Annotated in this window: 16 protein-coding genes; 14 read left to right on the top strand and 2 right to left on the bottom strand. The window is 61.3% G+C overall.

Annotated elements, in window-relative coordinates:
* Nucleotide 1: 1 nt before the first annotated feature.
* From ABGT73_RS09970 to ABGT73_RS09910, 13 genes are read left to right on the top strand one after another with little or no spacing between them, the layout of a single operon-like run.
* Entirely contained in the window at nucleotides 2–886 is an 885-nt protein-coding gene (locus ABGT73_RS09970) for a glycosyltransferase family 2 protein (protein WP_346669567.1), read from the top strand.
* A gap of 28 nt (nucleotides 887–914) precedes the next feature.
* On the top strand, nucleotides 915–1,865 hold the full coding sequence (locus ABGT73_RS09965) for a glycosyltransferase (RefSeq protein ID WP_346669566.1): 951 nt from the start codon (nucleotides 915–917) through the stop codon (nucleotides 1,863–1,865).
* Between the two features lie 28 nt (nucleotides 1,866–1,893).
* Nucleotides 1,894–3,447 (top strand): glucosyltransferase domain-containing protein, encoded by a 1,554-nt coding sequence (locus ABGT73_RS09960; protein WP_346669565.1) that lies wholly within the window; start codon nucleotides 1,894–1,896, stop codon nucleotides 3,445–3,447.
* 16 nt (nucleotides 3,448–3,463) lie between these two features.
* Nucleotides 3,464–3,877 (top strand): FdtA/QdtA family cupin domain-containing protein, encoded by a 414-nt coding sequence (locus tag ABGT73_RS09955; RefSeq protein WP_346669564.1) that lies wholly within the window; start codon nucleotides 3,464–3,466, stop codon nucleotides 3,875–3,877.
* Nucleotides 3,874–4,347 carry a GNAT family N-acetyltransferase gene (locus ABGT73_RS09950; RefSeq protein ID WP_346669563.1) on the top strand — a complete coding sequence of 158 codons (474 nt, stop codon included), beginning with the start codon at nucleotides 3,874–3,876 and terminating at the stop codon, nucleotides 4,345–4,347. The genes ABGT73_RS09955 and ABGT73_RS09950 overlap by 4 nt, the downstream gene beginning before the upstream one ends.
* A 12-nt stretch (nucleotides 4,348–4,359) precedes the next feature.
* Nucleotides 4,360–5,409 carry a glycosyltransferase family A protein gene (locus ABGT73_RS09945; RefSeq protein WP_346669562.1) on the top strand — a complete coding sequence of 350 codons (1,050 nt, stop codon included), beginning with the start codon at nucleotides 4,360–4,362 and terminating at the stop codon, nucleotides 5,407–5,409.
* Nucleotides 5,410–5,423: 14 nt separating this feature from the next.
* Nucleotides 5,424–6,530 carry an ATP-grasp fold amidoligase family protein gene (locus ABGT73_RS09940; protein WP_346669561.1) on the top strand — a complete coding sequence of 369 codons (1,107 nt, stop codon included), beginning with the start codon at nucleotides 5,424–5,426 and terminating at the stop codon, nucleotides 6,528–6,530.
* A 10-nt stretch (nucleotides 6,531–6,540) separates the two neighbouring features.
* Nucleotides 6,541–7,539, top strand: a complete 999-nt coding sequence (locus ABGT73_RS09935; RefSeq protein WP_346669560.1) for a glycosyltransferase — start codon at nucleotides 6,541–6,543, stop codon at nucleotides 7,537–7,539.
* A gap of 23 nt (nucleotides 7,540–7,562) precedes the next feature.
* Nucleotides 7,563–8,531: a glycosyltransferase family 2 protein gene (locus ABGT73_RS09930; RefSeq protein ID WP_346669559.1), complete on the top strand. Its 969-nt coding sequence runs from the start codon at nucleotides 7,563–7,565 to the stop codon at nucleotides 8,529–8,531.
* 45 nt (nucleotides 8,532–8,576) lie between these two features.
* Nucleotides 8,577–9,437, top strand: coding sequence for an ABC transporter permease (locus tag ABGT73_RS09925; protein WP_346669558.1), 861 nt, complete (start codon nucleotides 8,577–8,579; stop codon nucleotides 9,435–9,437).
* Between the two features lie 13 nt (nucleotides 9,438–9,450).
* Entirely contained in the window at nucleotides 9,451–10,743 is a 1,293-nt protein-coding gene (locus tag ABGT73_RS09920; protein WP_346669557.1) for a polysaccharide ABC transporter ATP-binding protein, read from the top strand.
* A complete protein-coding gene (locus tag ABGT73_RS09915) occupies nucleotides 10,736–11,581 on the top strand; it encodes a family 6 glucosyltransferase (protein WP_346669556.1) in 846 nt (281 codons plus the stop codon). Before ABGT73_RS09920 ends, ABGT73_RS09915 begins: the two co-directional genes overlap by 8 nt.
* Nucleotides 11,574–12,542, top strand: coding sequence for a hypothetical protein (locus ABGT73_RS09910; protein WP_346669555.1), 969 nt, complete (start codon nucleotides 11,574–11,576; stop codon nucleotides 12,540–12,542). The genes ABGT73_RS09915 and ABGT73_RS09910 overlap by 8 nt, the downstream gene beginning before the upstream one ends.
* A gap of 61 nt (nucleotides 12,543–12,603) precedes the next feature.
* Here the strand turns inward: ABGT73_RS09910 and tsaD are convergent, their stop codons facing one another.
* Complete coding sequence (tsaD, locus tag ABGT73_RS09905; RefSeq protein WP_346669554.1) at nucleotides 12,604–13,611, bottom strand: tRNA (adenosine(37)-N6)-threonylcarbamoyltransferase complex transferase subunit TsaD; 1,008 nt, start codon at nucleotides 13,609–13,611, stop codon at nucleotides 12,604–12,606.
* Between the two features lie 16 nt (nucleotides 13,612–13,627).
* Nucleotides 13,628–16,141: a DNA polymerase I gene (polA, locus tag ABGT73_RS09900; protein ID WP_346669553.1), complete on the bottom strand. Its 2,514-nt coding sequence runs from the start codon at nucleotides 16,139–16,141 to the stop codon at nucleotides 13,628–13,630.
* Between the two features lie 99 nt (nucleotides 16,142–16,240).
* On the opposite strand from polA, the gene dusB reads away from it, so the two are divergent.
* A complete protein-coding gene (dusB, locus tag ABGT73_RS09895) occupies nucleotides 16,241–17,218 on the top strand; it encodes a tRNA dihydrouridine synthase DusB (RefSeq protein ID WP_346669552.1) in 978 nt (325 codons plus the stop codon).
* Nucleotides 17,219–17,302 lie beyond the last annotated feature (84 nt).

Below are 17,302 nucleotides of genomic sequence, written 5' to 3'. Positions count from 1 at the left end.
CATGCCACAGGTCGGAATCGTCATCTCCAATTATAACGGCTGGCAGGATACCGTCCGCTGCCTGGAAAGTCTGGACAAGCAGACCTTCCGGGACTTTGAGATCATTCTGCTGGACGATGCCTCCACCAACGACTCGGTGCAGCAGCTGGGACAGCATCTGACGGCCAACACGGTCTTTCTGCCCCAGCGGGAGAACACCGGCTTTGCGGCGGTGAACAACCTGGGCATGCGCCGGGCGCTGGCCGACGGCTGCGACTGGGTGCTGCTGCTCAATAACGATACGGTGGCGGCTCCCGATTTTGTGGAGACGCTGCTGCGGGAAACCCCGGCCGGGGCGGTGAGCTGTCCCAAGATGCTCTTCATGGACCCGCCGGATGAGATCTGGTTTGCGGGCGGCACATTGGACCGCGTCACCGGCAAGGTGAAACACCTGGGTGGCCACGCCAAGGACGGCCCCGCTTTTGCCGAGAAAAAGCAGGTGAGCTTCATCACCTTCTGCTGTGTGCTGCTGCCGCGGCAGGTCATCGAGCAGGTGGGCTTTCTGGACGAAACCCTCTTCATGTACTGCGAGGATGTGGACTACTGCATCCGTCTGGCCGACGCCGGGGTACCGCTGTGGTTTCTGCCCGACGCCAAGATCTGGCACAAGGCGGGCGGCAGCGCCGGCGGCATGCTGTCGGTGTACTACATCACCCGCAACACGCTGTATCTGACCTGCAAGGGCAAAAGCAGATTGTACTGTCGGGCCAGAACCGTGGGGCCGCTGCTCACCGGGGCGGCGCGGTATGCGTTGACCAAGATGCTGGGCCGCAAAAAGGGACGCAGTTACGGCGCCTTCCGGGGTGCGCTGGATTTCTGGCGCGGCCGGATGGGCCGGATGGCCTGACAAACAGAGAAAAGAGGAGAAAACCGCCATGAAACCATTGCTCACCGTGCTGGTGGCACAATACCGGCCGGATGCTGCCGCGCTGCGGCGGACGCTGGCCTCGCTGGTGCTGCAGGATACCCGGGACTTTGCGGTGGTGCTGGCGGACGACGGCTCCCCGGAACCCTATTTTGCCGAGAGTACCGCCTACCTGACCGCCCACGGCATCACTGAGGTGCAGACGGCGGCCATGACGAAAAACGGTGGTACGGTGTGCAATATCTTAAACGGCCTGCAGAAAATCACCACCCGCTGGGTGCTGACCATCTCGCCGGGGGATTACCTCTACGATGCCGGCACGCTTCGCTGGTGGCTGGAACGGCTGCAGGCCGACCAGCCCCGGGTGGCCTTCGGGCGGCAGGCCTACTACACGCCCGGCCCCGAACCCCGTCCCGCCCCGGGGGAGACCCCCTTTGACCGCACCCCCTACGCCCCTGACCACTACGACGGGGCCACCGTCAAGCGGAATCTTCTGCTCTACGACGACGGCATCAGCGGCTGCGGCATGGTCTACGAGCGGGACCTGCTGACCGAAGCGCTGCAGGCCATGGCCGGGCATGTCCGGCTGGCGGAGGATTTCTCGGTGCGGCTGTTTGCGGTGCAGGGTATCCCCATCACCCGGTATGACCGGCTCACCAGCTGGTACGAGTACGGGGCGGGGGTCTCCACCAACGAGGCCGCCCGGCAGCGGATGGCCGACGAATGGCGGGCCATGGTGGAACTGCTCTACCGGCAGTACCCCAAAGACCGCACGGTGCGGCTGGCCCACGCCTACTTTTTCAATGACCGGCACAAGAGCCGGCTGATGCGCGGGCTGATCGGGCGGCTGATCGTGCCCCAGAATGCCCCCTTCAAAAAAGCGCAGCACGCCTGGCAGCCGCCCACCAACGGCGACGCCGCCCTGCTGCGGCGCATCTACGACACGGCGGCACAGCCGTAACAGGATCTGGTAAGGAGAGGCCCCGTCCATGGAGCGTGTTTTGGATACAATCGAAGAAAAGGTGCGCGGCGGCTTCCGGCGGCTGGACTGGCGGCTGCTGGCCGCAGCGTCTCTGGCGGCGCTGGCAGGTATGCTGGCGGCCCACGGGTTTGCCTTTGCCAACCTGTTCCCCAACCATGACAGCACCGTCCTGGTGTTTGACGCCCAGTGGACAATGTATGTACTGGGACGCTGGGCGCAGAATTTTTACTTTCCGCTGATCCGCGGCAAGGTGGCGGCGCCCTGGCTGATCGGCATCTTCAGCACTGTGTATATTGCGCTGTCCGGGTACTGCATTGCGGCGGTCCTGCGGCTGCGCCGCGGGGCGGCGGCTCTGCTTACCGGTCTGCTGGCCTGCTGCGCCACCGTCACAGCCATGCTGGCCACCTACAACTTGTGGACAGACGCACATCTGATGGCCATGCTGCTGGCCTGTGTCGGCGTTTTCTGTCTGGAAAAAGGGGGCCGTGTTTTCGGTTTTTGCGGCGCGGCACTTCTTTTCTGCGGCAGCCTGGCCTTTTACCAGGCGTACATTCAGTTTGCCCTGGGTCTTTTTCTGCTGGTCCTGGCACGGCAGGCCCTGGAGGGCACGTCTTGGCGGACCTGGCTGCTGCACGGCGTGCGTATGCTGGCCAGCCTGGCCGTGGGAGCGGTCCTGTACCTGATCTCGGTAAAAATTTCCCTGGCCCTCACCGGCTACCAGCTAGCTGATACCGGCAACGGTCTGGCCCAGCTGACCCGGCTGGGCCCGGCGGCCATCCTGGCGGGTATCCCTGCCACCTATCTCCACTTCTTCAAGACGCTGCTGGGCTATTCCGGCTGGAATGACAGGGGCATGCGGGCCGCCTCGGCGGTGCTGTTGCTGCTCACCCTGTGGGGGCTGTTCCTGCGGCTGCGGGGCAAGACCCGCCGCGCCGTGGCTCAGTCGCTCATCGCCGTAGCCCTGCTGCCGCTGGGGCTCAATGTGGTGTATCTGCTGGCCTCCGGCAACGTCTACATCCTCATGCAGCACGCGGTGTTCCTTGTCTATGCATTACCGCTGCTGCTGTTCTCCGGCCTGGAACTGCCCCGGCCACCCCGGGCTTTCTGGCGGTGGTGCACGGCGGTGCTCTGTGCCTTCCTGCTGGTGCGGATGGTGATCTGCTCCAACGGGGCTTATGTCTACACCAAGCTGGTCTATGACCAGACCGCCCGCCAGATGACCACTATCATGGCCCGGGTGCAGCAGCTGCCCGGTTATGAGGAGGGCGTCACCCCGGTGGCCTTTGTGGGCGACTTCACCGACTCCCTCTTTGCCTACAGCGACCCGGCGTTCAGCCGTTACGCGGAGGGCGACCTGCATCAGGTCAGTTCCGCCGTGACCTACGATGGCACCATCAAATGGTGGTTCCAGCATGTGATGGGCAGCAGGGCCAACGTGGTGGCCGATCAGGGCCAGCTCAACGCCTGGGCCGAGGATGCCCGGGTGGAGGCCATGCCGGTCTATCCTTATGACGGATACTGCACGATGATTGACGGCACTGCCGTCATCCGAATTTCCTGAAGAAAGGCAGCAGACGATGATACTTCAAACCATCAGCATGAAAAGCGTTACGGCGGCCGGAATGGGTACCCTTTCGGTCTTTGAGGCAGAGCGGGACGTTCCCTTTGCCATCAAGCGTATCTACTATATCCACGGCGCACCCAAGGGGGTGCAGCGTGGCGGTCATGCCCACAAGGCGCTGCGGCAGGTGCTGTGGTGCCCCTACGGCAGCATCCTCATCCGGCTGGACAACGGCCGGGAGAAGGCGGAAGTGCTGCTGGATGATCCCGCCAAGGGACTGATTGTGGAACACTATATGTGGCGGGAGATGCTCTGGCAGCAGGACGACTCGGTGCTCTGCGTGGCGGCGGATTCCTACTACGACGCCGACGATTACATCCGGGATTACGATACCTTCCTGCGCACGGTGGCCAAGGAGGATGTGCTGTGATTCATTTAAGACGCCTGGCGCCGCGGGATGCCGCGCCCATGCTGGAATGGATGCATGATGCCGATACCGTGGAACACATGCACGCCCATTTTGCGGCTATGACCGAGGCGGACTGCCTGCGCTTCATCGAGGCCGCCGCCAAGGACCGTCCCGATGTGCACCGGGCGGTGGCGGATGAAGAGGACCGGTATCTGGGCACTGTCAGCCTCAAGGGGGTGGACGATGCCGCCCGCAGTGCGGAGTTTGCCATCGCCATGCACCCCTGCACCCGGGGCCGCGGCCAGGCCGGCGAAGCCATGCAGGCGATCCTGCACTACGGCTTCTCGGAGATGGGCCTGCAGAAGATTTTCTGGTGCGTGGATGTGCAGAACCGGCGCGCCCGCCGTTTTTATGAAAAGCAGGGGTATACACCCCGCAGCACGGAGCCGGATGAAAACGGTCTGCTCTGGTACAAAATTTTGGCCCGGTAAGGAGTTCTTGGCATGCAGCAACCCAAAGTCAGTGTACTGATTTCTTTTTACAATCTGGCCCCCTATGTGGACCAGACGCTGGAAAGCGTGGTGTCCCAGAAAACGGACTTCCCGGTGGAGATCCTCTGCGCCGACGACGGGTCGGACGACGGCACCATCGAAAAGTTGCGCAGCTGGGAAGAGAGATATCCCGATTCGGTGCGGGTCTTTGTGATGGACCGCATCCCCGGCGCCAAGTACGAGGCCAACGAGCGGATCAAGCGGATGAACGCCATCCGGGGCCGGCTGTTCTACGAGGCCAAAGGGCAGTATGTCTGCTACCTGGACGGCGACGATTTTTACACCGATCCGCATAAGCTGCAGAAGCAGGCGGACATTCTGGACGCCGACACCGAACACAAATATGTGGGCTGCGGCCATAATGGCTGCTATTACTGGGAGAGCACCGGCAAGACCGAACCCATCGAGAAGCCGCTGCGCGCCTGCAGCCTGACGGCCAGGGAGTACTGGAGTTTTCTGTATATCCACACCAACGCCCTGATGCTGCGCAACGTGGGACTGCAGGGCATCGACCCCTACACCAGCGGCGTGCAGATCATTGACAATATGCTCACCTTCCAGTTTTTGCCCTACGGCGGCATCTACTATCTGCCCGACTGCATGTTCAACTACCGGCAGATGGAGGGCAGCACCTACCACCGGCGCAGCGTCTACCAGAACTACATCCTCAATGCGCTGATGCTCTACCAGCAGGCAGCCATACAGAAGGGACTGTTTGGCAGCGGCCTGGTGCGGTTCGTCTTTGAGTACGGACAGCTCTTTGCCGCCCGCAAGAACCCACAGCTGGCCAGGGAAGCGGAAACCTATATGGAAAACATCCGCACCTACCATGCGGGGCGGCTGCGGCGTATCGTCAACTATACAAAGGAATCCCCGGCAGCACGCCTGTGGTGCGAGATCGAGAATCCGTTCTGGTTCTTTGTGACCCGGGTCTGCCGCCACTTTATCTGGAAACCGAAAGTGCGGGCGCTGCTGGAAGAGTCGCGCCGGAAACAAGTATAAGAGGGAGGGTTATTATGCCCATCGAAGACAGTCACGCACAGCGCAGAGTTGAAATATTGGAAAATGAACTGCAGTCTGTATACAATTCATCCTCCTACAAAATAGGCCGTAAAATCACCTGGCTGCCGCGGACGATCCGCAACGCTGCGGCCTTTGCCAAACGAATGGGCGGAATGGCCGGTGTCATGCGGTACTGGAAAGCGTACAGGAAGTATACGCCTCTTTCCGGGAAAAAGGACTACGCCTACTGGATGTGTCTGCCGCCGGAACATTATGAGGAAGCACTGAAGGAATGGTTTGAGCAGAACTCGGACGAAGTGCTGGACCTGAAGCACCCTGTGACGTACAACCAGAAGGCCCAATGGCTGAAGCTGCACGACGATTTGAAAAAGCGCACATTCCTTTCGGACAAGTATCTGGTGCGGGACTGGGTGAAAGAAAAAATCGGCGAGGAGTACCTGATCCCGCTGCTGGGCGTGTGGGATCATTTTGACGACATTGATTTTGACGCCCTGCCGGATAAATTTGCGCTGAAGACAAACCATGGCTCCAGCTGGAACTATATTGTGCCGGATAAATCCAAAATGGACAGGCAGGACGCGAAGAAAAAATTTGATACCTGGATGCAGCTCAACTATGCCTATATGATGGGTGGCCTGGAACTGCAGTACCGGGATATCGTGCCCAAAATCCTGGCAGAGAAATACCTGGAGAACGACGGCGGGGAATTGTATGATTACAAATTCTTCTGCTTCGACGGTAAGGTCCATTACATCAAATATGTATGCGGACGCTACAGCGATCAACCAGAGCAGATGGTCTTCTATGACCGTGACTGGAACCGCCAGAAATTCAATTATATTGTCCCCTATACGGAACCGGAAATCCCTCGCCCCAAAAAGCTGGAAAAAATGATTGAATTGTCTGAAATCCTTTCTGCCGGATTTCCCTGCGTGCGAGTGGATCTGTATGAACTGGCCGACGGCACGATCAAATTTGGCGAGATGACGTTTACCACCTACGGAGGAATTCCGGAATGGCATCCCGCCGAGGCAAACCTCATGATGGGCAGCCTGATCCACCTGCCGGGTGTGGACGATGCCCCCGCCGATACACAGTAAAGGAATGCCTATGCCGCAACAACAACCGCTGATCAGCGTGGTGGTGCCGGTCTACAAGGCGGAAGCCACGCTGGATGCCTGCGTCGGGAGCATCCTGGCCCAGACGCTGGACGATTTTGAACTGCTGCTGGTGGATGACGAAAGCCCCGACGGCAGCCCGGCCCTCTGCGACGCCTGGGCGGCCCGGGACCCGCGCATCAGGGCTCTGCACCCCAAAAAGGCGGGACCGGGGCCTTCCGGTGCTCGCAACGCCGGTCTGGACGCCGCCCGGGGCGCCTGGATCACCATGGTGGACAGCGACGATACGGTTGCTCCCGACCTGCTGGCCACGCTGTACACCGCCGCACAGCGGAGCGGCGCCGACCTGGTCATCTGCAACAGCTGCCAGCGCTTTCCCGACGGCAGCTGCCGGGACCTGCCGGAAGAACAGCGTTTCAGCACCGATACCCTGCTGGACGAGGATGCCTTCTGGGATGCCTTCAATACCCCCTGGATCAACCAGTTCACCGGCACGGCTCACCGGCTCTACGCCGCCAAACTGTTTGACGGGGTGCGCTACCCTGTGGGTATGGTGCACGAGGATTATTATATTCTGCCCGACCTCATCGCCCGGTGCCAAAAAATCCAGTGCCTGGCCTATACCGGCTACTATGTGCTGCAGCACGCGGGCAGCATCACGGCCACGGCCCGCCAAGAGGTGCGACTGGCCATGACCCGGGGAGATATCCACCGGGCCGGGTATTTTCTTTCCCGCGGCTGGTTCGACCGCGCCGAGGGAGCCCTCACCGACGCGGCGGAGTTCCTCTACCGCAACAAGGCGGCCTACGATCTGCGCAAGCCCGGGCACCGGGCGGAGTTCGCGGCCGTCAAGGGGGATCTGTGCCGCACCTACGATGCGCTGGCCACCCAAAAGGGGGCGCGCTCGCTGAAGCTGCGTGCCGCCGCCCTGCGCGCCGGGCTGCCGGTGTTCCACGCCTACTGTGCGCTGCTGGCCGTCCGCCGCGGCTGAATGAACCCAAAAAGGAGATTGCCATGCCTGCCATCAGTGTGATTGTCCCGGTGTACAAGGTGGAAGCCTATCTGGACACCTGTGTGGAGAGCATTCTGGCCCAGACCTTCACCGACCTGGAAGTTGTGCTGGTGGACGACGGCAGCCCCGACGGCTGCCCGGCCAAATGCGATGCCTGGGCGCAGAAAGACCCCCGGGTGCGGGTGATTCACCAGGCAAACGGCGGGCTTTCCGCCGCCCGCAACACCGGCATCGAGGCCGCCAGGGGGGATTTCTTCGCCTTTGTGGATTCCGACGACCGGCTGGAACCCGATACGCTGCGCCGTGCCTATGAGGCCCAGCAGCAATCCGGCGCCGACCTGGTGATTTTCAATCTTGTGTATGTGGATGAACACAACAAACCGCTGTCCACGCCGGATTTTACCGGGTTTCGGGATGAAATTCTGGATGCAGAGGGCGTGTGGCAGCGCTATTTTGCGCTGGTAGAGCAGAAAATCTATTATGTGGTCGCCTGGAACAAACTCTACAGGCGGAACCTGTTTGACGGGCTGCGCTATGCCCGGGGCAAGCGGTATGAGGACCAGTTCCTGCTGCCGAAACTGCTGGCACGGTGCCAAACCATCGCCTGCCTGGGTTATCCGGGGTATCGCTATGTGCAGCGGAGCGGCAGCATCATGGCCCAGGGCAACAGCCGCAACTACCTGGACCGCAGTGAGTATCTGCTGGAATGGTGCGGTGATTTTGCCGCACGGCAGGACTTTGCCCGCGCCGAAGGGCTGCTCAACGACGCCATCCAGAACCTGAGCGAGAAAGAGCGGTTTGACCTTTCCACACCCCGCCAGCGGGCCCGGTACCGGGCGGACTGCCGGGCGTGTGCAGCGGCTTACGGGCGGCTGGCCCGCCGCACCGGGCAGAAAACCATGTGGCTGCGCGCGGCGCTGCTGCGGTTGGGATTGCCTGTCTACCTCAGATTCCTGCAAAGCAGACAGTAAAATCGCCTTGCGGCAGCGCGGGACGATGCAAGAAGGAGTACATTCATGGACCAGATACAAAAGCAATACCACGTCCACTACAGCCCGGCCAAAGGCTGGGCGCGGGTGGATTTCCACGAACTGTGGCGCTATAAGGACCTGATCTGGCTGTTTGTGAAGCGGGATTTTACCGTTATGTACAAACAGACCGTGCTGGGCCCGGCGTGGGTGCTCATCAATCCCATTCTGTCCGCCGCCATGTATACCGTCATGTTCGGCGTGATCGCGGGCCTGTCCACCGACGGCGTACCCCAGACGCTGTTCTATCTGGCCGGCACCGCTTTGTGGGGATTCTTTGCGGCCTGCATCAATAAGATTTCGGCCACCTTCACCACCAACTCCGCCATCTTCAGCAAAGTCTATTTTCCGCGTCTGGCCATGCCCATTTCCACCATGCTGTCGGCGTTCATCAACTTTGTGCTGCAGTTCATCATGTTCTTTGCCATGCTGCTGTTCTATGTGGCCCGCGGTGAAGTTCAGCCCAACTGGGCCCTGATGCCCCTCACTGTGCTGCTGCTGGCTCAGGTGGGGCTGCTGGGACTGGGCTGCGGCATCATCGTTTCCAGCCTGACCACCCGCTACCGCGACCTGATGGTGGTGGTCACCTTCGGTGTGCAGCTGTGGATGTACGGCACACCGGTGGTCTATCCGCTGTCTATGGTGCAGGGCATGAGCAGGCCGCTCTATGCCGCCATGCTGATCAATCCCATGACCGCGCCGATGGAATCTTTCCGGTATATCTTTTTCGGTTCCGGCCAGGTCAGCGTGCTGATGTGGGTCATCTCTATCCTGTGGACCATCGCCCTGCTGGCGCTGGGCCTTTCGCTGTTCAGCAAGGTGGAAAAGACCTTCGTGGATACCGTGTAAGGAGGCGTGTGTCATGGAACAGAACAAGGAAATCATGATTCACGTCCGCAACGTGAAGAAAAAGTACCGCCTGGGCCAGATTGGCGGCGGTACGCTGCGCGGCGACCTGCAGAGCTGGTGGGCCCGCAAGCGCGGCAAGGAGGACCCCAACACCCTGATCGGCACCGATCAGCGGCTCATCGGTACCACCTTCATGGCACTCAACGGCCTGAGCTTTGATGTGTACAAGGGGGAGGCCGTGGGCATCATCGGTTCCAACGGCGCTGGCAAGAGCACGCTGCTCAAACTGCTGACCCACGTCACCGCCCCCACCGAAGGGGACATCGACCTGTACGGCCGGGTTGCCTCCATGCTGGAGGTGGGCACCGGTTTCCATCCCGAGATGACCGGCCGGGAAAATGTCTATCTCAACGGCGCCATTCTGGGCATGACCCGGGCGGAGATCGATGCCAAGATGGAGGAGATCATTGCATTCTCCGAGGTGGGCGATTTCATCGACACCCCCGTCAAGCGGTATTCCAGCGGTATGTACGTCAAGCTGGCCTTCAGCGTGGCGGCCCACCTGGACAGTGAAATCATGATCATGGATGAGGTGCTGGCCGTCGGTGATATGAAGTTCCAGAAAAAGTGCCTGAGCAAGATGCGCCAGGCCGCCAAACGGGACGGCAAGACGGTGCTCTATGTCAGTCACAACATGGCTACCATCCGGGATCTGTGCGACCGGTGTATTGTGCTGGACAAGGGCAAGATTGTCTTTGACGGCGATGTGGATGAGGGCATCGCCCGGTATCTGGCCACCAAGACCCAGGATTCCGACTGTGTGGACTACTCCCATTACAAACGGGACAACTGGTACAAGCGCGACAATCTGCGCCTGCAGGAGGTGCGGATGCTCAGTTCCCGGCAGGGCGTGCTGGAACGGCGGGAACCGGCGGTGTTGCGTTATACGATCAAGGCGGAAGAGCCGGCTGAAGCGGTGGGCATCCGTCTGGAGATCCGGGACGAAGTGGGCAATCCGTTGGCGGCGGCCTGCCTGTACGGCCTGGAACTGGACCGGGGAACGACGGCCTTTACGGTGCGCTATGACCTGAGTGTGCTGGCACCGGGAAAACACGGCAGCTATTTTACCCTGTTCACGCTGGGAGAAGGTGGTGCCCACACCGTGGAGGACTGGGTGCCTGGCATGACGTTCAAGATTGTGGATACCCTGTTGGAAAATGAGACGGAGTGGAATACCGTGGCATGGGGACCGATTCAGCTGCCCAACGCTGTACTGACTGAAAAAGGGGAGACCCGCCATGACTAAAGTTGCCGTATTGTATATCTGTACCGGCAAATATATTGCCTTCTGGCAGGAATTCTATGAGAGTGCCGAGCAGTATCTTTTGCCGGGATGCGAAGTGCATTACTTTGTGTTCACCGATGCTCCGTCCCTGTACGGGGAAGAGGACAATCCCCGGATTCACCGGTGCCCCCAGAAAGCCTATTCCTGGCCCTTTTCCACGCTGCTTCGGTTTGAAATCTTCCTCAGCCGGGAGGAGGAGCTCAAGGCATTTGACTATATTTTCTTCTTCAATGCCAACGCGCAGTTCACGACCACCATCACGCCGGAGATGTTTCTGCCGCGGGCGGATCGCGGAGAACATCTCTTAGTTGTGCAGCATCCGGCTTTTTACAACAAACCCAATTATGAATATACCTACGACCGCAATCCCCGCTGCCGGGCGTTCATCCCCATGGGACTGGGCAAATATTATGTCTGCGGCGGCATCAACGGCGGTGAAACGGCGGCCTTCCTCAAGCTGTGTCACACATTGGACCGGCGCATCCACAAAGATCTGGCGCATCACGTCATTGCGCTGTGGCACGATGAATCCCAGATCAACCGCTACATTCTGTGGCGCAAGGATTTCCGAATCCTTTCCCCCAGTTACTGCTGGCCGGAAGGCTGGAATCTGCCGCAGCCCTGCCGCATTCTGCTCCGCAGCAAGCAGCGGTACTTTGATGTACAACAGCTGCGCAAGGACGCCCCGGCCACTGTATTGCCGCCGTATGTTGTGCGGTGTAATGCGTTTATGAAGCGAGCCGCTCGCTGGCTGCAGCGCCGTCTGCCGCCCCAGAAGAAAGAAGTGGACGATGAATAACCCCAACTGGCAAAGCAAGGTCACCTTGCTGGTCAATACCTGCGACGCCTACGAGGATTTGTGGCAGCCGTTTTTCACGCTGCTGCAGCGCTATTTTGTGCCGCTGCAGATGCGGATCGTTGTCAATACCGAGACGAAAACCTGCACATTCCCCGGGCTGCAGATCGACACTGTCAATACTACAGCGCCAAGCTACGGTGCGCGGATGCGGTCGGCATTGGACCAGATCGATACCGAATACCTGCTGCTGATGCTGGACGATTTCTTCCTGCGGGAGCCGGTGCGGATGGATCGGCTTTCCTCCATCATTGACTGGATGGAGGCCGACCGGGATATCGTCTATTTCAACTGTGACGTGACCGAAGCCGCCTGTGACCGGGAGGTGAACCGATATCCCGGGTATCGCCGGCTGCCGGCGGGCAACCGCTATACGCTGAATCTGCAGGCAGCGGTCTGGCGTACCGACAAGTTGCGGCAATACTGGCAGCATGATGTGAGCCCTTGGGACTGGGAGGAGCGGTGCAACGTTCTGACGGCGACCCATCCGCGGGAAAAGTTCTACTGTGTCCTGCGCGAGGAGGACCGTTTCATGGACTACGGGTATCGCAAGGGTCAGTGGATGGGAATCTGCCATGGTCAGTGGGTCCGGGAGGATGTGGTTCCGCTGTTTGCCAGGGAAGGCATTGAGGTGGATTTCTCGAAACGCGGTTTTCTGGATCCCAACCAACGTCCGGCCAGCCTGAACCGCAGTGCCAGCCGGGAGGATCGGTATCGCCGGGTGTACAACTGCTTGGGCTGGCGGTATATGCTGCCCTATTTCGTGTTTTGCCGCCGCTGCAACCTGTATTCTGCGATTCACCACTGCGCGGTGGATGAGGACTACTTCCACTATCTGCAGCGCAAGGCGGACCTGCGCAACAAAGAGGGAAAATTCTGCCTGTTTGCACCGATGGTGCGCTGAACACCCTCTATAAATAAAAAAGCCGACTGCATTTTGTATGCAGTCGGCTTTTTCAGTAAGATCAACGGTAATCAATGGGCAGCGTGGGCAGGCCGTTCAGGTCCCAGCCTGCCAGATTGCCGTCCTGGTATTCGTAGAACCCCTGGGCGGCGATCATGGCGCCGTTGTCGCCGCAGTACTTGAGCTCCGGCAGATAGATCTTGGCTCCCAGCTTCTGGGCGCCGTCGTTGACCAGCTGGCGCAGCCGGCCGTTGGCGGCCACGCCGCCCGCCAGGCAGATGGTCTTGGCGCCTGTGTCGGCGGCGGCCGAGAGCAGCTTCTTCGCCAGGATCTGATCGATGCGCTCCTGGAAACTGGCCGCCATATCGGAGACGTTGATCTCCTCACCTTTCTGCTGGGCGTTGTGCACCTCGTTGATGACGGCGGTCTTCAGGCCGCTGAAACTCACGTTGTATTTTCCTTCCACATGGGGCACCGGCAGCTTGTAGGCGTGGGGGTTGCCGCCCTTGGCGGCGGCGGCCACGCTGGGACCGCCGGGGTAGGAGAGGCCCAGCGTGCGGGCCACCTTGTCGAAAGCCTCGCCGGCGGCGTCGTCCACCGTGCGGCCCAGCACCTTGTAGCGGCACCAGTCCTCCACCATGACGATGTGGCTGTGGCCGCCGCTGGCCACCAGGCAGAGGAACGGCGGATGCAATGCCGGGTGGGTCAGGTAGTTGGCGGCAATGTGGCCCCGCAGATGGTGCACCGAGACCAGCGGCTTGCCCGACGCGTAGGCCAGGCCCTTGGCAAAGTTGACGCCCACCAGCACGGCGCCGATAAGCCCCGGGGCAAAGGTGACGGCCACGGCACCCACATCGTCGATGGTCATGCCGGCGTCGGCCAGGGCCTTGTCCACCGTGGCACTGATATATTCCGCGTGGCGGCGGCTGGCAATCTCCGGCACCACGCCGCCGTAGAGCGCCTGTTCCTTGACGCTGGTGGAAATGACGTTGGAAATTACCTTGCGGCCGTCCTCCACAATGGCGGCGGCGGTCTCGTCGCAGGTGGATTCAATTCCTAAAACATACATGGGTTATCCAGTCCTCTCAATGTGCTTCCAGCCAGGTCTTGCCGGTGCCCACCTCGGTGGTCAGCGGTACGCTGTACTGCACGACATGTTCCATTTCCTCCCGCAGGACCCGCTTCACTTCCTCCACCTCGGCCTCGGGGGCTTCCACAATCAGTTCATCGTGGACCTGCAACAGCAGCCGGGCTTCCAGCTTCTCATCCCGCAGCCGCTGCCACACATGGACCATGGCCAGCTTGATGATGTCGGCTGCGGTGCCCTGGATGGGAGTGTTGCGGGCCATCCGTTCGCCGCTGGCCCGCACCTGGAAGTTGGAACTGGCCAGCTCGGGCAGCGCCCGGCGGCGTCCGAACAGCGTTTCCACATAGCCTTTCTCCTTGGCGTGGGCGATGCAGTCCTGCATATAGCCGTCCACTTTGGGGAAGGTGGCCAGGTAGGTCTTCAGGAAGGCGTCCGCCTCCTTCACCGACACATCCAGATCCTTGCTCAAGGAGAAAGCCCCCTTGCCGTACATGATGCCGAAGTTGATGGCCTTGCTGGCGGAGCGCAGCTGGGGCGTGACCTCGCTTTCCGGGATGTGGTAGATCTTGGCGGCGGTGGAGCGGTGGATGTCCGCCCCGTGCAAAAAGGCCTGCTGCATGGCTTCGTCGCCGGTGATGTGGGCGAGAATGCGCAGCTCGATCTGGGAGTAGTCGGCGTCCACCAGTTCCTTGCCCGCCCCGGCTACGAAAAAGCCCCGCAGGCGGCTGCCCAGCTCGGTGCGGATGGGAATGTTCTGCAGGTTGGGCTCGGTGGAGGAGATCCGCCCGGTGCGGGCCTCGGTCTGGATGAAGGTGGAATGCACCCGGCCGTCGGCGGCCTGGGCGGTGAGCAGCCCTTCCACGTAGGTGGAGAGCAGCTTCGCGTAGGTGCGGTATTTGAGAATCTGGTCGATCACCGGGCTGTAGGGGCGCAGACTTTCCAGCGTGGCGGCGTCGGTGGAGTAGCCGCGGGAAGTTTTCTTCCTCGGCGGCAGGCCCAGCTTGTCAAAGAGAGCCTCTCCCAGCTGTTTGGGGCTGTTCACATTGAATTCGTAGCCCACTTCCTCATAGATGCTCTGCAGAATGCCGTCCAGCTCGCCCCGCAGGCTGTCGCCAAAGGCGCGGATGCCGTCGGCGTCCACCGCAAAGCCGATGCGCTCCATGTCCGCCAGCACCCGGGCCAGCGGCAGTTCCATCTCATCGTGGAGCTTGCGCTGCCCGCTCTCGTCGAGAGCCGCGGCCAGCTTGTCCAGCAGCGCCGACAGCACCCCGGCATCGGGGGCGGCTTCACAGGTAAAGGCCGCGGGTATATCATACTCGCCGGCCAGGTTTTTCACGGCATAGCCGCTGGCCGACGGGTTCAGCAGATACGCCGCCAGTTTGCCGTCAAAATGGATGGCCTTGCCGATGCCGCCCCGGTCCAGCGCCAGGTGGTAGAGCGGCTTCGCGTCAAAGACCCACAGTTCCGCGTCGCTGTCCAGCAAGGCGGCCAGGCGGTCGGTGTCGGGCAGGAAGACTTCCTTGCCCTGCACGGCGTACCAGCTGCCGTCGGCGTTCTGCCCCAGGCAGAGCCGCCCTTCCACCGTCAGCGGCAGAACGGAAGGCTCCACCGCTTCCAGCGGGGCAGCGGATTCCGCCGCCGCAGGGGCGCTGCCGCCTTCCAGCTGCCAGCGGTCGATGAGTTTGTGCATCTCCAGGCTGGCCAGCAGGTGGGCGGCGGCCGCCGCATCACCGGGCTGCCGGGTGTAGGCGGCGGGGTCGGTGTCGATGGGGGCGTCCTTGCGGATGGTGCCCAGCATATAGGAGAGTTCCGCCTTGTCCTTGTTGGCGCCCAGCTTGGTGCGCTGGCCCGGTTTGATGGAGGGGTCCTCCAGATGGTCGTAGATGTTCTGCAGGCTGCCGAACTTCTGCACAAGAGCCAGGGCGGTTTTCTCGCCGATGCCCGGCACGCCGGGAATGTTGTCCGACGAATCGCCCATCAGGCTCTTCACGTCGATGAGCTGGGCCGGGGTGACGCCGTATTTTTCCTGGATGGCGGCGGGGTCCATGGGGATGGTCTCCTTGTTGGTGGCCAGCAGCACCGTGGTGGCGTCGTCCACCAGCTGCAGGCTGTCCCGGTCGCCGGTGGCCAGCAGGGTGGTGCCGCCCTTGGCCTCGCAGGCGGCGGCCAGGGTGCCGAGAATGTCATCGGCCTCCCAGCCCTCCTTGCTCACCTGCACAAAACCCAGGTCGGTCAGCAGTTCCTTCAGCACCGGCATCTGCTGGGCCAGTTCCTCCGGCATGCCGTGGCGGGTGGCCTTGTAGCCGTCGTAGGCCTTGTGGCGGAAGGTGGGGGCGCGCTCATCCCAGGCGATGGCCACCGCATCGGGCTGGTGGGCGGAAAGCAGGTTCAAGAGGATATTCTGGAACCCGAAGATCGCATTGGTGTAGCGCCCGTCTTTCGTTGTCAGCAGTTTGATGCCGAAGAAGGCGCGGTTGACCAGACTGTTGCCGTCCAGTACCATCAATTTCATAGAAAAGCTCCTTTGGTGCCATTTGCATATAGAATCAGTATACCACAAACGACGCAAATGTGGTAGAATGGAATGCGAAATTGAAAAACGAGGTATCCCATGCAACTGAAAAATCTGCAGATCCCGGTGGGTGCGGTGTTCGCGCCCATGGCCGGGTTGACCGATGCCGCCTGCCGCCGTATGATGGCGGACCACGGGGCGGCCTGGACGGTGAGCGAGATGGCCAGCGCCAAGGCGCTGAACTTCGGCGACCGCAAATCCTTCGCGCTGCTGAAGGACCCCGACCCCCACGGCATCTATGCCATCCAGCTGTTCGGCGCCGAGCCGGAAACGCTGGCCAAGGCCATTTTGCTGGTGCGGGAAAAGGGCATCCGTTTCGACATTCTGGACATCAATATGGGGTGCCCTGCGCCCAAGATCACTTCCAGCGGCGCAGGCAGCCACCTCTTGCTGGACCCGCCCCTCTGCGGGGCTATGGTGGCGGCCGCCCGCAAGGCGCTGGGGGACGATACCCCCCTCACCGTCAAGATGCGCATCGGCTGGGACGCCGATCACATGACCGGCGTGGAGGTGGCCAAACAGTGCGAGGCCAACGGCGCCGATCTGCTGGCGGTGCACGGACGCACCCGGGAACAGATGTATATCCCGCCCATCGACACCGGGGCCATCGCGTCCATCAAGCGGGCGGTGCAGATTCCGGTGCTGGCCAACGGCGATGTGACCACCGCCGAGGGGGCGCTGGACCTGCTGGCCCAAACCGGCTGCGACGGCGTCATGATCGGCCGGGGCGCCCTGGGGGACCCCTGGTTGTTCGAGCGGGTGCGGGCGGCGCTGCTGGGGGAGGAACCCCCGGCGGAGCCCAGCCTCAACCAGCGGATGATGGCGCTGCGCCGTCAGATCTACGAGATGTGCGAGGAAAAAGGGGAGTGGCTGGCCATGCCCCAGGCCCGCAGCCAGGCCATGCATTATATGAAAGGGCTGCGGGGGGCGGCGTCGCTGCGGCGGTACTGCTCCATGCTGGAACACTTTACTGACGTAGATAAACTGATCGATGCGGTCTTCCGCCTGCAGGAGTAAGCAGGGCTGTGCCCCGCTTTTTTGCGCCGCCGACGTGGACAAACTCATCGATGGGGGGCCGCCTGCAGGATTGACCTCTTCGCG

This window comes from uncultured Subdoligranulum sp. (genome assembly GCF_963931595.1).
In the GTDB taxonomy this organism is placed as follows: domain Bacteria; phylum Bacillota; class Clostridia; order Oscillospirales; family Ruminococcaceae; genus Gemmiger.
The sequence above is the reverse complement of the archived record's forward strand: the minus strand, read 5'-3'. Positions and strand labels throughout refer to the sequence as shown.

Excerpts from the sequence above, each read along its gene's own strand:
- ABGT73_RS09970 (WP_346669567.1), top strand. The coding sequence starts at position 2 with ATGCCACAGGTCGGAATCGTCATCTCCAATTATAACGGCTGGCAGGAT.
- ABGT73_RS09925 (WP_346669558.1), top strand. The coding sequence starts at position 8,577 with ATGGACCAGATACAAAAGCAATACCACGTCCACTACAGCCCGGCCAAA.
- ABGT73_RS09940 (WP_346669561.1), top strand. The coding sequence starts at position 5,424 with ATGCCCATCGAAGACAGTCACGCACAGCGCAGAGTTGAAATATTGGAA.
- ABGT73_RS09915 (WP_346669556.1), top strand. The coding sequence starts at position 10,736 with ATGACTAAAGTTGCCGTATTGTATATCTGTACCGGCAAATATATTGCC.
- ABGT73_RS09935 (WP_346669560.1), top strand. The coding sequence starts at position 6,541 with ATGCCGCAACAACAACCGCTGATCAGCGTGGTGGTGCCGGTCTACAAG.
- ABGT73_RS09920 (WP_346669557.1), top strand. The coding sequence starts at position 9,451 with ATGGAACAGAACAAGGAAATCATGATTCACGTCCGCAACGTGAAGAAA.
- ABGT73_RS09965 (WP_346669566.1), top strand. The coding sequence starts at position 915 with ATGAAACCATTGCTCACCGTGCTGGTGGCACAATACCGGCCGGATGCT.
- dusB (WP_346669552.1), top strand. The coding sequence starts at position 16,241 with ATGCAACTGAAAAATCTGCAGATCCCGGTGGGTGCGGTGTTCGCGCCC.
- ABGT73_RS09910 (WP_346669555.1), top strand. The coding sequence starts at position 11,574 with ATGAATAACCCCAACTGGCAAAGCAAGGTCACCTTGCTGGTCAATACC.
- ABGT73_RS09960 (WP_346669565.1), top strand. The coding sequence starts at position 1,894 with ATGGAGCGTGTTTTGGATACAATCGAAGAAAAGGTGCGCGGCGGCTTC.
- tsaD (WP_346669554.1), bottom strand. The coding sequence starts at position 13,611 with ATGTATGTTTTAGGAATTGAATCCACCTGCGACGAGACCGCCGCCGCC.
- ABGT73_RS09955 (WP_346669564.1), top strand. The coding sequence starts at position 3,464 with ATGATACTTCAAACCATCAGCATGAAAAGCGTTACGGCGGCCGGAATG.
- ABGT73_RS09930 (WP_346669559.1), top strand. The coding sequence starts at position 7,563 with ATGCCTGCCATCAGTGTGATTGTCCCGGTGTACAAGGTGGAAGCCTAT.
- ABGT73_RS09945 (WP_346669562.1), top strand. The coding sequence starts at position 4,360 with ATGCAGCAACCCAAAGTCAGTGTACTGATTTCTTTTTACAATCTGGCC.
- polA (WP_346669553.1), bottom strand. The coding sequence starts at position 16,141 with ATGAAATTGATGGTACTGGACGGCAACAGTCTGGTCAACCGCGCCTTC.